We start from the raw sequence: 16040 nt of genomic DNA, 5'->3' as shown, positions 1-16040 counted from the left end.
TCGCCCGGAGCGGTTCAGGACAGGAACGGAACATGGCAGACATCGCAAAATCGAAAATCATTATCGTTGGCGGCAGCTCCGGAATGGGGCTGGCGTTGGCAAGGCGGTGCCTGGTCTCAGGCGCCGAAGTCATCATCGTCGGCCGCAGTGAAGCCAGGCTCAAGCGTGCTGGCGAGGCGCTGCAGAACCCTTCCGGTTTGAGCGCCGTCGCGGCCGATATCGCCAGGGAGGATCAGGTCGCTGACCTGTTCAAGCGGATTGGCCGGCTCGACCATATCGTCAGCACCGCCGCCGATATCGAAGGCGCCTATGAGTTATTGCCTTCAGTCGACCTGAAGGCGGCGCAGCGGTCGTCGAAAGCAAATTCTACGGGCTGCTGCTCGCCAAGCATGGCGCGCCGCAGCTTTCGGCCAACGGTTCCATCACCTTCACCTCGGGCATCGCCGCCTATCGGCCGGCCGCGCGGCTCGGTCGTCGCCGCTGTCAACGCTGCGCTGGAAGGGTTGGTGCGGGCGCTGGCGGTCGAGTTGGCGCCGGTCCGTGTCAACGCCGTCTCGCCGGGCTGGGTCGACACGCCGATTTGGAGTTTTGTGGCCGGCGACAAGAAGGACGAGACGCTCGATGCAATGGCCAGGCGCCTGCCGGTCGGCCGCGTCGGGCAACCGGACGACATCGCCGATGCCATCGCCTTTTTGATGGGCAATGGTTTTACGACAGGGACGGTTCTGCATGTCGAGGGCGGTCACCGGCTGATCTGAGCGCAGCGAAATTCCTGGCCGCGGCCCAGCAGCAGTTTCAGCGCCGGCGGCTGGACGCGCCGGCGGCGCCAGATCATGACCAGCGACGCCGTGCGGGCCGGACCCGGCCATGGCAATTCGACGATCTCGCCGCGATCGAGCGCGTCGGCAACGGCCAGCCGCGGCACCAGGCCCACGCCGACACCAGTCGCCACCAGGCCCCCAATGGCGCCGATGCTGCCGACTTCGGCGGCAAGTTCTGGCGCTGCAATCTCGGCGAAGGCAGTGTCGAACAGATGCCGGTAGACGCATCCGGTTTCCGTCACCACGAAACGCATCGCGGCGAGCGCGGCCAGGTCGTTCTGTCGCGATGCGGCCGCATGCTCAGCTGATGCGACAAGGACCAGCGGCTCGGCCAATATCGTGCGCCGGGCCAGACGTTCGTCCAGACCGCCCTTGTCGAAACAGAAGGCGACGTCGATCTCGCTGTCTTCGAGCTGCCGCAGCAGGGCATCGCTGCCGGCGATTTTCAGCCGCAGACCGATCTCCGGGTGGTCGCCTCGAAAGGCCGCCAGCCATTGCGGAAGTCTGACGGAGGCAATCGTCTCCAGCGCGCCGACCGTAACCGTTCCGGCGGTCATTCCCGTCGTTGCCTCGACGGCAATACGCGCCTCCTCCGCCAGTTGCAGAATCTCTTCCGCATAGGGTTTCAGCGCGTCGCCGGCCGTCGTCAGGTCGAGGCCGTGGCGCGAGCGGATGAAGAGGACGACACCAAGTTCGGTTTCCAGCGACTGGATCTGGTCGCTGACGCTCGACTGCGCCAGATGAACCTCCCGCGCTGCGCGGGTGATGTTGCGGTGCCGCGCCACGGCGAGGAAGGTCTTGAGCAATCGTGGGTGCATGCCGTTTCCGGATCTGTCTCTGTTCGACATTTCGGGCTTGGCTGGTCCATTTGCAACCCTGGTCCATTTGCAACCCCGGTCCATTTGCAACCCATCGACGCCGGCGTCATCTGGTTGCGGCAGACCGAAGGGCCAGAATTTCGCGGCAATGACCCGCAAGTTTTCCCACGGCCGGCGCGGTGGCCCAAGAGATCGCCTCTGGCAGATCGCATCGCACGTATGCTCTATGCCAAGCTGATTTCCAGCACCGATGGAAGGACCGACATGCCCCGCCCGCAAGGAACCATCGCCCCGATCCTGACGCCGTTCGAGAACGATGGCCGCATTGCCCGTGACCTGTGGATCTCACATGCCAAATGGGTGCTGGGCCAGGGCGCCCATTTGCTGTCGCCGTTCGGCACCACGGGCGAGGCACTGTCGCTCTCGCTCGACGAGCGCATGCAGGCGCTGGAATGGCTGGTTGCATCAGGCATTTCGCCGGGGCGCATGATGCCCGGCACCGGCGTCACCGCACTGCCCGAAACCGTCGAACTTTCGAAGCACGCGGTCGGCCTCGGCTGCGCCGGCGTGATGGTGCTGCCATCATTCTTCTACACGGCCGCCGGGGATGAAGGCCAGGCGCGCTACTACAGCGAGCTGATCGAACGGGTGGCCAACCCGGCGCTGAAGATGATTCTCTACCACATCCCGCAGAACTCCGGCGTGCCGGTAAGCCCTGCCCTGACCGCCCGGTTGAGCGCGGCGTTTCCAGAGACGGTCGTCGCCTACAAGGATAGCGCCGGCGACTGGAACAACACGGCGGCGGTGATTGCCGCCGCACCCGACGTCGCGGTGTTCCCCAGCTCGGAGGCGCAACTGACCAAGGGGCTCGCCAGTGGTGCTGCGGGCTGTATCTCCGCGACCGTCAATCTCAACGCTGCGGCCATCCGCGCCCTCTACGACGCGACGATCGCTGGCCAAGACGTCACGGAAGCGGACGCCGCGATCAGGGCGTTCCGCAAGGTGATCCAGGATGCCGGCCTGATCCCGGCGATGAAGGCAGTGCTGGCGGTGCGCTCCGGCGACAAACGCTGGCTGAACCTGCGCGCCCCGCATGAGAATGCGACGCTGGAACGCGGCAAGGCGCTGCTCACGGCGCTCGGTCCCGCAGCTGACCATATTGGCAGCGGTTGAGGCTCAGCACAGCGTCGAACCGCCACCGAGCGCCACGACAGCCAACGTCCGTCCCGATTTCGTGAAGTAACGTGCTGTGTGAAGGCCGGATTGTCTCCTCACAATGGAGCCGCTTTGTTCTACACAAACCGAGGCAGGATTCGCGCAACGGCATGACAACCGGATCGCTTATCCCAGGCCAGCTTTGAAAGCCCGGCAGATCGATCCCATGGAGATGCCTTCATTGGCAGAATAAACCCCCGCCTTGCCGTCTAGCGGCGATGCGTTCTCGACATATTTGTGATGGATGCCCACGACTTTCCAATTGCGATTGAACACCGGGCTGCCTGAGCTGCCATTGTCGGTCGGCGATCGATAGTGCATGCGCTGCGGCTTTGCTTCCGCCAGAGGCTCGAACGCCACAAGCCGGCCGTCGAGGAACGAAAAAGAAATTTCCTGCCCCAACGGATGGCCAATAACGACCGCGGTTGGATCGGGCGGCATCACCAACGGCAAATCCACCATTTCCAAAGGATCGATGTCGGATACATCTTTGTTGAGCTTCAACACGCTGCAATCGTGAGTTCCTACGGAAAGACACTTCACAATCTTCGCCACCGTGTAAACCTTGTTGCCGGGCTGAAGCTGGAACGTGACCTGAACATCTCCCGGCAATGCGGCCCCGCTCTGCGATGGATCGCTGACCACGTGAGCGTTGGTTATCACGACCTGCCCGATTGCGGGGTCGAGCCCAATGTCGGCCGCGGAGACGAGGAAGCCCGTGCCAAGGGGGGCAAAGCCGGAACGAATCATCGCGATCGATTCAGCCGACTTCATCGCAAATCGTAGCGCCACGAGTGAGACCGGGGGCGTTGTGCCGATTAGGGCCTGAAGCTGGTCGGCATTGCCTTTCGTCAAATGGAAGCCTCCCCCCATCTCCACGAGAGCGTCCAGAACGAGGCCTCCGATTATGGCGCCTTCCTCGATCTCGCCAATGCGCCATATTTGCGAAAGCTGCCGATGCGCGCTGGCAAGGGTAAAATTGTCGGTGCGCTCGGACCCGATCGCCTTTTGATACCAATCACGCGCCCCTGCATAGTCCTGAAGCGCTACGCACATCTCGCCTGCCGCTGTGGGGATCCACGGGTCATCGTTGCCGTCGCCGCGATAGTCAGCTGCCATGCGTTTCAGAATATCTTTGGCAAGCTCGGTCTTCGAGCCGAAATCATGGCGCAGCTCGTGGCTTTCAGCGAGATGTGCCACGGCAACGATCTGCGTCCCGTGCCATGCCAGCATTCCGACATCGTCGGGATTGGTTTCCAATCCTTTCGAGTAGCACTCGTAGGAGCTCTTTAATGCTCTCTTTGCTACATTGAGGCGCTTTTGTCCTATCGCCTCATAGGCAATGTCCTTCCATGCCCTCCCGCGTATGCCGTGAATCTCCGACGCTTCCTTGGCGAACTCCTCGGCCGAGGCCTCCAAAGCAAGATTTCCCAGAATGCCGATTGCGGCCACCTGATTGCCGCGGTCGACCAGGGCTTGCGCATAGATGGTCCAGATACGCGGCGTGCAGTAACCGGCCTTGATGAACGTCTCACCCAGCATCTGTATCTGGTCGTACCTGCGGTTGCGCCGAAGTTCTTTCATCAGCGCCGCGCCAAGCGCCCCCGCGCTGTCCGAAGGCTCCGGCAGGGCCATCCCCAGCCGCTCGCAGAGTTCTCGCAGTTCCCTCAGATCATACCTGCGATTGGCCGAAATTGCCTGTTCGATGAGTTCCTTGTAGTCGTCCATTGTCTTGTTCCCCGTCCCTACGGCTCTCTTGCCTGTGTGATTCGGTCCGCCGCCGGCCGGTCAGCCGCAATGAAATCATAGGGGCTGCGAGATATCCCTCGATCTGAAGCAGCGCAGTACGTCTCCTGCCGGCACTGCGCTTGCTCGCAGCTGGTTCGCGGCAACACGGCTTCCGGAGAAATCGTCCCGGGTTAAGTTGAGGGGTATGTCATGGACCATATCCTTGCCTCCATCTGGTGGGTAGTCGCTACATACGGGAGATCCACTTGCGCCAGGGCCCGAAGCATAGGTGTACCAAAGTCGGCTACCTATAGTGAATTAAAGTCGACTTCCAATTTTCTTTCTATCGCAGTACTTTTAGCGGCTGCATAATGGAAAGCTGGAATCCGATGGAAGGCTCAACACCCACAATATCCGACCATGGCCAGAGACGTTTTTGACGAATTTCCATCAGTGTCCATTGCCGGCGCGAATGAAACTGAAGCTTCTCTGTCTGGCGTTACATCAACTATGGCTACGGCTCCAAACAGCAAACCATGCTCTATAGGTGAAATAGATATATCTAGCTCACTTGCCGGAAACTGAAAAACTATACTCCCGATTTTACATCATTACTTTCATCTGCGCTTGGAAAGTATGCATCAACTAATTCAACTCCCTTAACAACGTGAGCGCATGTTACAATAACAATCCCCGAACCATAGCCCTCAATGACATCAGAGCCTTTCATTATAAAACCCGTTCCAACCTCCCGAACACCTCCGTTGGCACGCCGGATTACTACCGACCGAGATCGGTCGGAGGCAACTTTATACCAATTCTCATTGCCTGCCAAAAATCCTTCAGCTTGGGCGGCAGCGAGGCGATCGACACCTTGTCATCGATAATGACGCCGAACATCGGCTTGTCGAGCTTGTGGGCGAGCATCAACTCCTTCTCGCACCATTCAGACTCCAACCATGCCGCGCTGACCAGGAACAGCACCGCCTGGCAGCGATTGGCCGCCTCGTGCAGTGCGCGCTGCCAGCGCTGGCCGGCGACAATGCCGCGCTCGGGTCCAGATCGAGAAAATAGCCGTCCCAGCCATTTGAAATCAGCCAGTCGCGTATGGCACGCGCCTCGGCATTGTTGCGGCTCGAATGGCTGAAAAAATGCGTGACACGTTATCGCCCCTCAGCGACAATAAATTCTGACACACATCGTCATGCGGGGAAAGTTTATAGAGAAGAAATAGGAAAGAAACAGAAACAAGTAGACGTGTAGCCAGCAACCGACAGAGATTGGCCTCGTAAAGCATGCAGGAGCCAACGCGCGATCAGATGGTGACCGCATGGCCGTCCCACAGGCAATCCGGCTGGGCCCGAGCAGAATGTTCACTTGCTTCCAGGCACAGTGCGATACCGCCATTGGCCCTTGAACGGTCAAAATGGAGGCGTACCATCGCGGCATCTGAAACTGAGTCTTCTTCATTCGTCTGGGCTAATGTCTGGACCGGATTGGATATTTTCCTTGGCAATGGACGCAACCAGGGGCGCGGGGAAGCGCGGCAAATCGTTTGCCCATGTGGCGGAGGCGTCCTGGGGCAAGGGCCTCAGCACGCTGCTGCGCATCGTGCGCATGACGTTGCGCCATCCCTGGCAGGTCGCGGTCACCATCGCCTCGACCTTCATCGCCGCGACGCTGCAGCTGTTCATCCCGCGCCTGCTGGGCCACGCCATCGACCAGGCGCAAGGGGTGATGGAAGCCGGTGGCGGCGCAGCGGCGGAGCAGGCGCTGTGGACGACGGCGATCACCTTGCTCGTCGTCAGCATCCTGCGCGGCCTCTTCACGATGGCGCAGAATTATTATGGCGAGGCCGTCGGCCACCGCACCGGCTATGAGCTGCGCCTGGCCTTCTACGAGAAGATCCAGCGGCTGAGCTTCTCCTTCCATGACCGGGTGCATACCGGTGACCTGATTACGCTTGGCCTGCTCGACCTCGACGGCGTACGCATGTTCTTTTCCACCGGCATATTGCGCGTGGTGCTGCTCGGCGTGCTGATCGGCGTCGGCTCCTATCTCCTGATCAGCACCGATCTCGAGCTCGGGCTGCTCAGTCTGAGTTTCGTGCCGTTCGTCGCCTGGCGCTCCTCGGTCACACAGCTCAGGCTGCGCAGCACCTGGCTGACGCTGCAGGAGCGGCTGTCAGTGCTGAGCCGGGTGATGGACGAGAACCTCGGCGGCATCCGCGTCGTGCGCGCCTTTGCGGCGCAGGGGCATGAGCTGGAAAAATTCGACCGCGCCAAGAAGTCGGCGCTGGAGCTTGCCGACCAGCGCGTCGACATCCGCGTCTCCAACACCAGCGCCATGAATTTTTCCTTCCTGGCTGCCATGGGCATGGTGCTGTGGTTCGGTGGCCAGAAGGTGATCGCGGGCCAGATCAGCGTCGGCACGCTGGCGCAGTTCCTCACCTTCATGACCATCCTGCAGATGCCGGTGCGCCAGCTCGGGCTGATGGTCAACTCGTTCGCCCGCGCCTCGACCTGCGGCACAAGGCTGTTCGAACTGCTTGACGCCGAACTTGACATCGAGGATGCGCCTGATGCCAAGGATCTCGTGGTCACCGAAGGCGTGCTGCGCTTCGACAATGTCGGCTTCCGCTACGCGGGCGCCGGCGGCCGGCCGGCGCTGTCGGGCATTTCCTTCGAGGCCAGGTCCAGCGAGACCGTCGGCATTGTCGGCCCGCCTGGCGGCGGCAAGTCGACCATCGCGCATCTGATCCCGCGCTTCTACGACGTCACGTCGGGCGCGATCACCATCGACGGACAGGATATCCGCGAGGTGACGCTGCAATCGCTGCGCAAGGCGGTCGGCGTCGTGCAGCAGGACGCCTTCCTGTTCACCACCTCGATCGAAAACAACATCGCCTATGGCAATCCCTGGGCGCGCGAGACCCGCATCGGGCAGGCGGCTGAATACGCCCAGCTGCACAATTACATCATCGGGCTTCCGGCCGGCTACACCACGGTCGTGGGCGAGCGCGGCTCATCGCTTTCCGGCGGCCAGCGGCAGCGCCTGACCATCGCCCGCACGCTGATCCTGCGGCCTTCGGTTCTGGTCTTCGACGATTCCACCGCGGCTGTCGACGCCGGCACCGAGCAGCGAATCCGCACCGCGATGAAGCGTTTCGCCAAGGACCGCGTGACGCTGATCATCTCGCACCGGCTGAGCTCGCTGATGCATGCCGACCAGATCCTGTTCGTCGAGAATGGCCGCATCTCCGAGCGCGGCACGCACCAGGAATTGTTGGCGCTGGGTGGACGCTACCGCGCGCTTTACGACCTGCAGCTGCGGCCGGACGACGATTTGCCGGTGGCGGTGGGAGCCGCATGATGTCGACACAGAACGACGACCAGAAGGAAGACACCAGCCGGCGGCCCACAAGGGCCGTCGTCGGTTCGCACCGCGACGAGGAAGAGGTCTTCGGCAAGGTCTACGATCCGCGCATCGTGCGCCGCATCTGGAGCTTCGTGAGACCGTATCAGGGCCGGATCTTCATCTCGGTCGCCGCCGTTTTGGTGTTCACTCTGACGCAATTGGCGATCCCGCTGGTCATCCGTTACGCCATCGACCACGGCATGGCGGCGGGCAAGGCCGACAGCTCCGTCATGAACTGGGCGATCGGTGCCTTCGCCCTGATCATCCTGATCAACTATGCCGCCAGCTATATCCAGGAAAGCGTCGTCGGCAAGGTGGCCGAGAATGTGCTGTCGGATTTGCGCCGCGCCATGTTCAGCCATCTGCAGCGCGTCTCGCTGAGCTTCATGGACAAGACCGAGGTGGGCCGGCTGATGTCGCGCCTGCAGGGCGACGTCAATTCGATGCAGGAATTCCTCGAGACGTCGGTCATGTCGGTGGGCGACATCGTGCTTCTTTTCGGCATTGTCAGCGTGCTTTTGTGGCTCGATTTTCGTCTCGGCCTGTTGACGCTGTCGACCATGCCGGCGCTGTTCATCGTGCGCCTGTTCTGGCTGCCGCGCGCCAAGGTCGCCTTCATGGCCGCGCACGAAACCAATTCGATTGCCAATGGGGCGCTGGCGGAAGGCATCCATGGCGTGCGCACTGTGCAGAGTCTCGAACGCCAGCACGTCAATTTCGACCTCTATGACGAGAAGGTGCTGGCCAATCTCAGGGCTCACCTGACCTCGGCCAAATATGCGCAGGTGATGGTGCCGATCGTCGACACGCTGACCGGCATTGCGATGGCGACGGTCATCGTCGTCGGCGGTTCGATGGTGCTGTCGCACAGCCTCGACATCGGCGTCATGGTGGCGTTCCTGTTCTACATCCAGCGCTTCTTCGACCCGATCCGCTCGCTCACCATGCAGTACAGTGTCATGCAGCGCGCCATGGCGTCGGGCCAACGCATCTCCGAAGTGCTGGACGTGCCGGTCGACGTTAGCGACAAACAAGGCGCGGTGGCGCTGACGCGCGACATGGACGGTTCGGTCGAGTTCAGGAACGTCACCTTCGGCTACCGGCAGAACCAGCCGGTGCTGAAAAACATCTCCTTCCGCGTCAATCCGGGCGAGACGGTTGCGCTTGTCGGCCCGACCGGTTCGGGCAAGTCGAGCTGCATGGCGCTGGTGCACCGCTTCTACGACGTCTGGTCGGGCGAGGTGCGGGTCGGCGGCCACGATGTCCGTGCCGTCACGCAGGATTCGCTCGGCGACCAGGTCGCCATGGTGCTGCAGGAGCCGTTCCTGTTTTCAGGCACGGTGCTGGAAAATATCCGCTACCACAAGACATCGGCTACCCGCGAAGAGGTTGTGCGCGCCGCGCAGGCCGTCGGCGCGCACGACTTCATCGAGCATTTGCCCGATGGCTACGACACCGAGCTCGAACAGCGCGGCGGCAATCTGTCCCTCGGCCAGCGCCAGCTGATCAGTTTCGCCCGGGCGCTGGTCGCCGACGCAAAAATCCTGGTGCTCGACGAGGCCACGGCGAGCATCGATTCCTACACCGAGATGCTGATCCAGAAAGCGCTGGTCACGCTGCTGGAAGGCCGCACCGGGCTGGTCATCGCGCACCGACTGGCGACCATACGCGGCGCCGACCGCATCATCGTCTTACAGAACGGCGAGATCGTCGAGAGCGGAAATCACGAGCAACTGATGGCGGCCAAGGGCCTCTATGCCAGGCTCTACAGCATGAACTACGCATCGTTCGACGATATTGCCGAGGAAGACATAGGCGCGCTGGCCGGCAAGGCGACGTGAGCTGCTGCCGGTTCAGCTCGACTGGAAATGGTGCGGGGCCAAAACTCGCCGCCGACCAATTCGGCTTTTCAGATGTCGACACCTTTCGCCGCGCCTTCCAGCGCAAGCCCCGCGTCACGCCTGCCGGCGCGTTCAGGTGGACGAGCCGCCGGCCGCCTTGAGGGCGATCCTCCCTAAATTCTGAATTCTACGCGCCGCCCGGCGCGCGATGCACGCGCAGCTTGCGCCTGAACCTCAGCAAACGCCGTCATGATGGCTTTCGTTCCTTAGCCGTCGGATGAAAATCGCCGGGGAACAGGAAGGCTTGCTGGGAGTTTAGTTCTTCGAGCCGCGCCGTGAACGGCGCGGCAGCGAAGGAGACGGCATATGGGCCTGGGTACCATTCTTATTATCATCCTGATCATCGCGTTGCTCGGCGGCTTCAGCGGCCTCGGCGGCGGCCCGTTTTACGGCACTGGTTACTATGGCGGCGGTGGCCTCGGGCTGGTGCTGATCATCGTGATCATTCTGGTTGTTCTCGGGCGAATATAGGTCGCCATTGGCGGCCGCCGAGTTCTACGGCGGCCGCGTTTTCGCCTGACATCGAGGTTGAAGACATGGCAGCTGAAGACATTGCTGGTCCGGAAACACTGGGCCGGCGTCGGCGCGAGCGAACGCGACGAGCTGGGATATCCTAATGGTGGCACTATCCTAAGGCGGCGGGCGTAAGCTGCAGACCCCGACACCCGCCTGGCGGCCGTGGCGTTCATCGAGGCGGATCGGACGCTTCGAGAAACCCAGGACGGCGACGAGGCGGGTTCGGCCTTTCTCGCTCTTGTCGACAAGGGCAGCATCGGCCTGAAGGCCGCAATGGCAGGCACGCCTTACGCCTGAACGCGGTGAACCCGCCGTAACTCCGCCAGCAGAAACACCACCAGCACGCAGCACAGCAGGCCAAGCGACAATGGCAGTCCCTGATGTCCGGTCAGTTGCATCGCCAGCCCGGCCACGGGTGAGCCGACGATGCCGCCTACCCCCCATACGAACGCGAAGGCGGCATTGCCGGCGATCAAGGCTTGACCGGTGAAACGCTCGCCGAGCTGGATCAGCGACAGCGTGTAGATCCCGAACGAGACCCCGCCCCAGACGAAGAAGAGCGGCCAGACAAGCCATGTAGCGAAGAGCAACGGCAACAGCAAACAACCGGCCAGGCAAGCCAGGACACAGAACAGCATCATCGGCTTCGAACCAAACCGTTCGGCGGCGCGCCCAAGCACGACCTGCAGCACGGCATTGCCGGCGATGAAACAGGTGATGAGCGAAGCGATGCGCTGCTCAGTGCTGCCGAGCGCGGCACCATAGACCGCGAACAGCGAAAGCAGGACTTGCTCGAAGGCGGCAGCCGTGAAGACTGCGAACAAGAGCAGCGGCGCCAGCGCGAAGAAGCCGCCGACCGACACCGCTTCGCCCTCACGCGGCATGTCGGGCAGGCGTGGCGCGACGGCAAGCACGATCAGGCCGCAGACAAGGAAGGCCGCGCTGCCGATGATGAAGGGTGGCCATCCTTGCGTGCCGACCAAGCCTAGCGACAGCGGGCCGAGGCCAAAGCCGGCGGAAACGATGGAGGAGTATAGGCCCATGATGCGGCCTCGGCGTGCGGCGGGTGTGATCGAGACCAGCCAGGTTTCACTGATCACGTAAAGCGGATTGGCAAAGAAGCCGAGCAGGAAGCGCAACGGCATCCAGGCCCATACATCCTGCGTCCAGGCAATCGCGATCAGGACGGTTGCTGCCAGGATCGAACACACAACCGCAAAGCGCGCCGCGCCCACCCGCCGGACCAGCGCCGGCGTGAAGAGCGACGATATAATGAAACCCAGAGGCGTCATCGCGGCCGAGAGGCCGATAAGGCCCGGTGTCGTCCCTTGCCGTTCCAGGATGAAGCTGAGCAGCGGATACGTCAGCCCCTGTGCTATGGCGAACACCGTAACTGTCGCGATGATGCCGGCCATCGCGGCCCATGCGATGTGGTTCTCCGGCGGTGACGTCGCGTCTTCGGCGCTCATGCCGGCTTCGAAGCAGGATCGGCACCTTCCGGCAAGGGCAAATGCCGGCAAAGTGCCGCGGCACGCCCAAACAGGCGGTCGGGTCTTATCCGCGACATCAGCTCACACTTGCCAGAAGCGTTTTACGATTTCGGCCTCGACCTGGCGTCTGGTCAGACCGATATCGTCGATCAGGTGCGGATTGGCCTCCGCCATCTGCTTGAGGTCCCAGCGAAAGCGTATCCGCTCGCGCCAGGCCGCGATCATGCCCCGCGGGCTCGCCAGATGCGGGCGAGGCGACACCGCCTTTTCCGGCCAGGCTGCACGAGCAGAAGCAAGGGTATCGTTCATGGCAACCTCCATTCGGTTTAACGGGCGACAGCCCTCGGCTTGCAAGAGGTTGAACTCTGCCGCATGCGGACGGCGCCGTAATTAAGCCCGGCCAAATAGTTCTCAAAAGTTCCAAACCGGCTAGAGCACCTCGCCGTTTCATGGAAACGGCGAGGTGCTCAACTCTTTGTTTTGACGCCATACGTCCGTGAAGCGCTCCGCCGCGCTTTCCCGTGGGAAAACCGCCTTCACACCTTTCCTGGAATTGCTCTATAGATGCGCGTTATGCAGGGATCGCGCTTTGCCTTTGGTCCGTTCGTGCTTGATCCGGGTGCGGGAACGCTCCTTCGGGACCAAGTTCCCGTCGCCGCCGGCCACCGCGGACTGCAGCTGCTGGCGGCGCTCGTCGCCCGGCCCGGCGAGATCGTGGCCAAGGCCGAGTTGATGGATGCGGCATGGCCAGGCACCGCCGTTGAGGAAGGCAACCTCACCGTCCAGATTGCGCAATTGCGCAAGCTGCTGGGTCCGGCCACGAACGGCGGAGAATGGATATCGACCGTTCCGCGCGTCGGCTATCGCTTCGCCGGCGCCATCGAACAGCTCGGCGACGAGAAGCGACAGGCTTTGCCGCTGCCCGCCAAACCGTCGATAGCCGTGCTGCCCTTTGCCAATTTCAGCAACGACCCCGAGCAGGAAGCCTTCGCCGACGGGTTGACCGAAGACCTGATCACCGACCTGTCGAGGATCGGCGGCCTGTTCGTCATCGCGCGCAACTCGACCTTTGCCTACAAGGGCAAGGCGGTGGATGTGCGCGAGGTCGCCAGAGAACTTGGCGTGCGCTATCTCTTGGAGGGCAGCGCCAGACGCGCCGCCGGGCGCGTGCGCATCAACGCCCAGCTGGTCGACGCGCTGAGCGGCGAGCATTTATGGGCAGACCGCTTCGATCGCGGCCTGGAAGATATCTTTGCCGTTCAGGACGAGGTGACGGCCAAGATCGTCGAGGCGCTGCTTGGCCGGCTGCGCGCGCCGCTGCCGCGCAACCGGCCCCGAAATCTCGAGGCCTACGATCTGTGCGTGCGAGCCCGCAACCTGATCGACGTCTCGCCGGAGACGGCGCGCGAAGCGCATCTGTTGCTGACGCGCGCGCTTGCGCTCGATCCGGACTATGCCGAAGCCTATCGCTGGCTTGCCATGAACCACTGGATGGGATGGGTGCATTGGGGAGAGCCCATTGAGCCTGCCCGCGGCCTTGCCCTGGAACTGGCGCGCAAGGCTGTGGCGATCGATCCCAACGATGCCGGCTGCCACTGGGTGCTTGCTAACCTGCTTGCCTATGAGCGCAGATTCGACGAAGCGGATGTGGGATTTGCCAAGGCGTTCGAGCTCGACCCGAACGAGGCCGATGCCTGGGCGACATTGTCCGACATCGCGGTCCTGGCCGGGCGCGTCGAGGAGGGCCTCGACTATATCGGCAAGGCGTTCCGGCTGAACCCGTTTCCGGCAAGCTGGTACTATCTGACGCTCGGCCAGGCGCAATATGCGGCGCGCGACTATGAAGCCGCCGTCGAGACGACGCGCCGGGACGAGACGTATCGGACAAGCTCGCGCCGTTTCCTTGCGGCAAGCCTTGCGCAACTCGGCCGGATCGACGAGGCGCGCGCCGAGGTCGACCTGTTCCTTGTCGCGAACCCACATTTCACCACCCGCCACTGGGTCGAGACGGAGCCGTTCCGCGACACTGCCACGCTCGACCATTTCGTCGATGGCTTCCGAAAGGCCGGACTTCCGGAGTGACGGACCGGCGTGCTCGATCGATGCAGGCACCGTCGGTTGCGGCTCAACTGCCAATGTTTGCAAGTCGCGAGGCCGCTGACCGATCTTGCTTCCGCGAGCAGTCATCCGACAGCGATTGCAGCGAAGCGGCGCGCCAAACCTCTGTCACGGTGAAGCCGGCTGGAACGGCCAACGATCGATCCGGCCGCGGGTGAGCGCTGGGTGGCGGCGGGCGACTACCTGTTGCGCTCTCGTCTGCAATGCCGGCATCGCTGTCGCCGTGGGCAATGATCGGCTTGCCTCGTCGAGCTTTCAGCGACGCGCTCCGACAACTCGCGATGATTTTTCTAGATGCCGGATGATTTTTCTAGATGCCGTTTGTCGAAGCACGATCTTTTCCGAAAGCCGGTTCCCACTTTTCGGGATCATGCTCTAGCGGCTGTCTGTTTCTTGTTGCTCGCGTGATCGGAAGTCACGCGCACAACCTGATTATCTGAGCGCCCTTTAGCTTTCCTTGTTTGTTTAAGGCCGGCGGCGGGAGTAATAGTCGCCACGGAATTGCGAGGAGGAAAAGATGACGCTGAACTTCGACCCGAAGGCGAAGGCCACGGCGTTGTACCATGGCGAATTCCGACCGATGTTCATTGGCGGCAAGTGGGTCGCGGCGCAGTCCGGCCAGGGCATGCAGGCACTCAATCCGGCAACAGGCGAGGTGCTGGCGACAGTGCCGCGCGGCGGGGCTGCCGATATCGACTCGGCGGTGGCCGCCGCGCGCGCGGCCTTCGAAGGCCCATGGTCCAAATTCTCGCCCTACGAGCGGCAGTGCGTGCTGCTCAGGATCGCCGATCTGTTCGAGACGCATTGGGAAGAGCTCAGCGTTTCCGACACGCTCGATATGGGACTGCCGATCACGCGCACGCTCGCCAACCGGCGCCGCGTCATCGGCATGCTGCGCTTCTATGCCGGCATGGCGACGGCGCTGCATGGCGAGGCTATCGACAATTCGATTCCCGGCGAGATCGTCACCTTCACCCGGCGCGAGCCGGTGGGCGTCGTTGGTGCGATCATTCCCTGGAACGCGCCGACCGCCGCCTCGATCTGGAAGATCGCGCCGGCGCTGGCGACAGGCTGCACCATCGTGCTGAAACCGTCCGAGGATGCGTCGCTGACGCCGCTGCTGATCGCGCAACTGATGCAGGAAGCCGGCGTGCCGGACGGCGTCGTCAACGTCGTCACCGGCACCGGGGCCGACGCCGGTGCGCGGCTCGCCGAACATCCAGACGTCAACAAGATCGTTTTCACCGGATCGACGCTGACCGGCCAGGCCATCGCGCGGGCAGCCGTGGCCAACCTCAAACGCGTTTCACTGGAGCTCGGCGGCAAGTCGCCGATCATCGTCTGCCGCGACGCCGACATCGACAAGGCTGTTCCGATCGCGGCGATGGCGGTGTTCGTGCATTCGGGCCAGATCTGCATTGCCGGCTCGCGGCTGTTCGTGGCGCGCGAAATCCATGACGAGTTCGTCCGCCGGCTCGCCGATTTCGCGGGCAGACTGCGGATCGGCCATGGCATCGAGGCAGAGACGGAAATCGGACCGCTCATCAATGCCAGGCAGGCAGGCAAGGTGGAGGGCTATATCAGGGCCGGCAGCGACGAAGGCGCCGAACTGGTCGCCGGTGGCTCGCGGCTGACCGGCGAGCTCTACGATGGCGGCAACTTCATTGCGCCGACGGTCTTCGGCGCCGTGTCGGACCAGATGACCATCGCGCGCGAGGAGATTTTCGGCCCGGTCATTTCGGCGATGCCCTTCGACACGCTCGACGAAGCGGTGGCGCGTGCCAATGCGACGCCCTATGGCCTGGCCGCCGGCATCTTCACCACGCATCTGGGCACCGCGCACAAGCTTGCGCGCCGTGTCAAGGCCGGCTCGGTCTGGGTCAACATGTACCATGCCATCGACCCGGCGGTGCCGTTCGGCGGCATGAAGATGTCGGGTTATGGCCGCGAGGGCGGCATCGAGCATCTGCACGAGTATCTGGAGACCAAGTCGGTCTGGATCCAGACCGACTGATA

13 protein-coding genes are annotated in these 16040 nt (G+C 62.6%); 8 read left to right on the top strand and 5 right to left on the bottom strand.

Annotation, left to right across the window (positions count from 1 at the left end; all coding sequences use genetic code 11):
* The first annotated feature begins 32 nt into the window (after positions 1-32).
* Positions 33-758, top strand: coding sequence for an SDR family oxidoreductase (locus NKI88_RS13850; protein ID WP_352655661.1), 726 nt, complete (start codon positions 33-35; stop codon positions 756-758).
* Here NKI88_RS13850 and NKI88_RS13845 read toward each other — a convergent pair.
* A complete protein-coding gene (locus tag NKI88_RS13845) occupies positions 743-1639 on the bottom strand; it encodes a LysR family transcriptional regulator (RefSeq protein WP_352655659.1) in 897 nt (298 codons plus the stop codon). The two genes, NKI88_RS13850 and NKI88_RS13845, sit on opposite strands and share 16 nt — an antisense overlap.
* Positions 1640-1903: 264 nt before the next feature.
* Between NKI88_RS13845 and NKI88_RS13840 the strand changes: the two genes are divergently transcribed.
* Positions 1904-2812 (top strand): dihydrodipicolinate synthase family protein, encoded by a 909-nt coding sequence (locus NKI88_RS13840; protein ID WP_352655657.1) that lies wholly within the window; start codon positions 1904-1906, stop codon positions 2810-2812.
* A 168-nt stretch (positions 2813-2980) separates the two neighbouring features.
* On the opposite strand, the gene NKI88_RS13835 is transcribed toward NKI88_RS13840, so the two are convergent.
* Together NKI88_RS13835 and NKI88_RS13830 are read right to left on the bottom strand one after the other, a co-directional pair.
* A complete protein-coding gene (locus NKI88_RS13835) occupies positions 2981-4582 on the bottom strand; it encodes a trypsin-like peptidase domain-containing protein (protein ID WP_352655655.1) in 1602 nt (533 codons plus the stop codon).
* Between the two features lie 780 nt (positions 4583-5362).
* Positions 5363-5626, bottom strand: a complete 264-nt coding sequence (locus NKI88_RS13830; RefSeq protein WP_352655740.1) for a toll/interleukin-1 receptor domain-containing protein — start codon at positions 5624-5626, stop codon at positions 5363-5365.
* 471 nt (positions 5627-6097) lie between these two features.
* Here NKI88_RS13830 and NKI88_RS13825 point away from each other — a divergent pair, with 471 nt between their 5' ends.
* The 4 genes from NKI88_RS13825 to NKI88_RS13810 all read left to right on the top strand — a co-directional run bounded on the left by NKI88_RS13825 (position 6098) and on the right by NKI88_RS13810 (position 10713).
* Complete coding sequence (locus NKI88_RS13825) at positions 6098-7954, top strand: ABC transporter ATP-binding protein (protein WP_352655738.1); 1857 nt, start codon at positions 6098-6100, stop codon at positions 7952-7954.
* The gene (locus tag NKI88_RS13820; RefSeq protein ID WP_352655653.1) at positions 7954-9840 is read left to right on the top strand and encodes an ABC transporter ATP-binding protein; all 1887 of its coding nucleotides are present in this window, start codon (positions 7954-7956) and stop codon (positions 9838-9840) included. Before NKI88_RS13825 ends, NKI88_RS13820 begins: the two co-directional genes overlap by 1 nt.
* A 366-nt stretch (positions 9841-10206) precedes the next feature.
* Complete coding sequence (locus NKI88_RS13815) at positions 10207-10371, top strand: DUF3309 family protein (protein WP_023667887.1); 165 nt, start codon at positions 10207-10209, stop codon at positions 10369-10371.
* 207 nt (positions 10372-10578) lie between these two features.
* Positions 10579-10713, top strand: a complete 135-nt coding sequence (locus NKI88_RS13810) for a hypothetical protein (RefSeq protein ID WP_023686979.1) — start codon at positions 10579-10581, stop codon at positions 10711-10713.
* On the opposite strand, the gene NKI88_RS13805 is transcribed toward NKI88_RS13810, so the two are convergent.
* Together NKI88_RS13805 and NKI88_RS13800 are read right to left on the bottom strand one after the other, a co-directional pair.
* Complete coding sequence (locus NKI88_RS13805; RefSeq protein ID WP_352655651.1) at positions 10704-11885, bottom strand: MFS transporter; 1182 nt, start codon at positions 11883-11885, stop codon at positions 10704-10706. The genes NKI88_RS13810 and NKI88_RS13805 overlap by 10 nt on opposite strands.
* A 102-nt stretch (positions 11886-11987) precedes the next feature.
* Entirely contained in the window at positions 11988-12215 is a 228-nt protein-coding gene (locus tag NKI88_RS13800) for a DUF1127 domain-containing protein (protein WP_352655649.1), read from the bottom strand.
* Between the two features lie 255 nt (positions 12216-12470).
* On the opposite strand from NKI88_RS13800, the gene NKI88_RS13795 reads away from it, so the two are divergent.
* Both NKI88_RS13795 and NKI88_RS13790 read left to right on the top strand, forming a co-directional pair.
* Positions 12471-13988, top strand: a complete 1518-nt coding sequence (locus NKI88_RS13795; protein WP_031201119.1) for a winged helix-turn-helix domain-containing tetratricopeptide repeat protein — start codon at positions 12471-12473, stop codon at positions 13986-13988.
* 553 nt (positions 13989-14541) lie between these two features.
* Positions 14542-16038, top strand: coding sequence for an aldehyde dehydrogenase family protein (locus NKI88_RS13790; protein WP_352655647.1), 1497 nt, complete (start codon positions 14542-14544; stop codon positions 16036-16038).
* Positions 16039-16040 lie beyond the last annotated feature (2 nt).

Origin of the sequence: Mesorhizobium sp. M0317 (genome assembly GCF_040321555.1) — a bacterium.
Classification (GTDB): domain Bacteria; phylum Pseudomonadota; class Alphaproteobacteria; order Rhizobiales; family Rhizobiaceae; genus Mesorhizobium.
This window is presented reverse-complemented; position numbering and strand designations above follow the sequence as displayed.

What these genes read in the sequence shown, in the direction of transcription:
- NKI88_RS13820 (WP_352655653.1), top strand. Translation starts at nt 7,954, where the DNA reads ATGTCGACACAGAACGACGACCAGAAGGAAGACACCAGCCGGCGGCCC.
- NKI88_RS13790 (WP_352655647.1), top strand. Translation starts at nt 14,542, where the DNA reads ATGACGCTGAACTTCGACCCGAAGGCGAAGGCCACGGCGTTGTACCAT.
- NKI88_RS13805 (WP_352655651.1), bottom strand. Translation starts at nt 11,885, where the DNA reads ATGAGCGCCGAAGACGCGACGTCACCGCCGGAGAACCACATCGCATGG.
- NKI88_RS13835 (WP_352655655.1), bottom strand. Translation starts at nt 4,582, where the DNA reads ATGGACGACTACAAGGAACTCATCGAACAGGCAATTTCGGCCAATCGC.
- NKI88_RS13850 (WP_352655661.1), top strand. Translation starts at nt 33, where the DNA reads ATGGCAGACATCGCAAAATCGAAAATCATTATCGTTGGCGGCAGCTCC.
- NKI88_RS13845 (WP_352655659.1), bottom strand. Translation starts at nt 1,639, where the DNA reads ATGCACCCACGATTGCTCAAGACCTTCCTCGCCGTGGCGCGGCACCGC.
- NKI88_RS13815 (WP_023667887.1), top strand. Translation starts at nt 10,207, where the DNA reads ATGGGCCTGGGTACCATTCTTATTATCATCCTGATCATCGCGTTGCTC.
- NKI88_RS13800 (WP_352655649.1), bottom strand. Translation starts at nt 12,215, where the DNA reads ATGAACGATACCCTTGCTTCTGCTCGTGCAGCCTGGCCGGAAAAGGCG.
- NKI88_RS13795 (WP_031201119.1), top strand. Translation starts at nt 12,471, where the DNA reads ATGCGCGTTATGCAGGGATCGCGCTTTGCCTTTGGTCCGTTCGTGCTT.
- NKI88_RS13840 (WP_352655657.1), top strand. Translation starts at nt 1,904, where the DNA reads ATGCCCCGCCCGCAAGGAACCATCGCCCCGATCCTGACGCCGTTCGAG.
- NKI88_RS13825 (WP_352655738.1), top strand. Translation starts at nt 6,098, where the DNA reads ATGGACGCAACCAGGGGCGCGGGGAAGCGCGGCAAATCGTTTGCCCAT.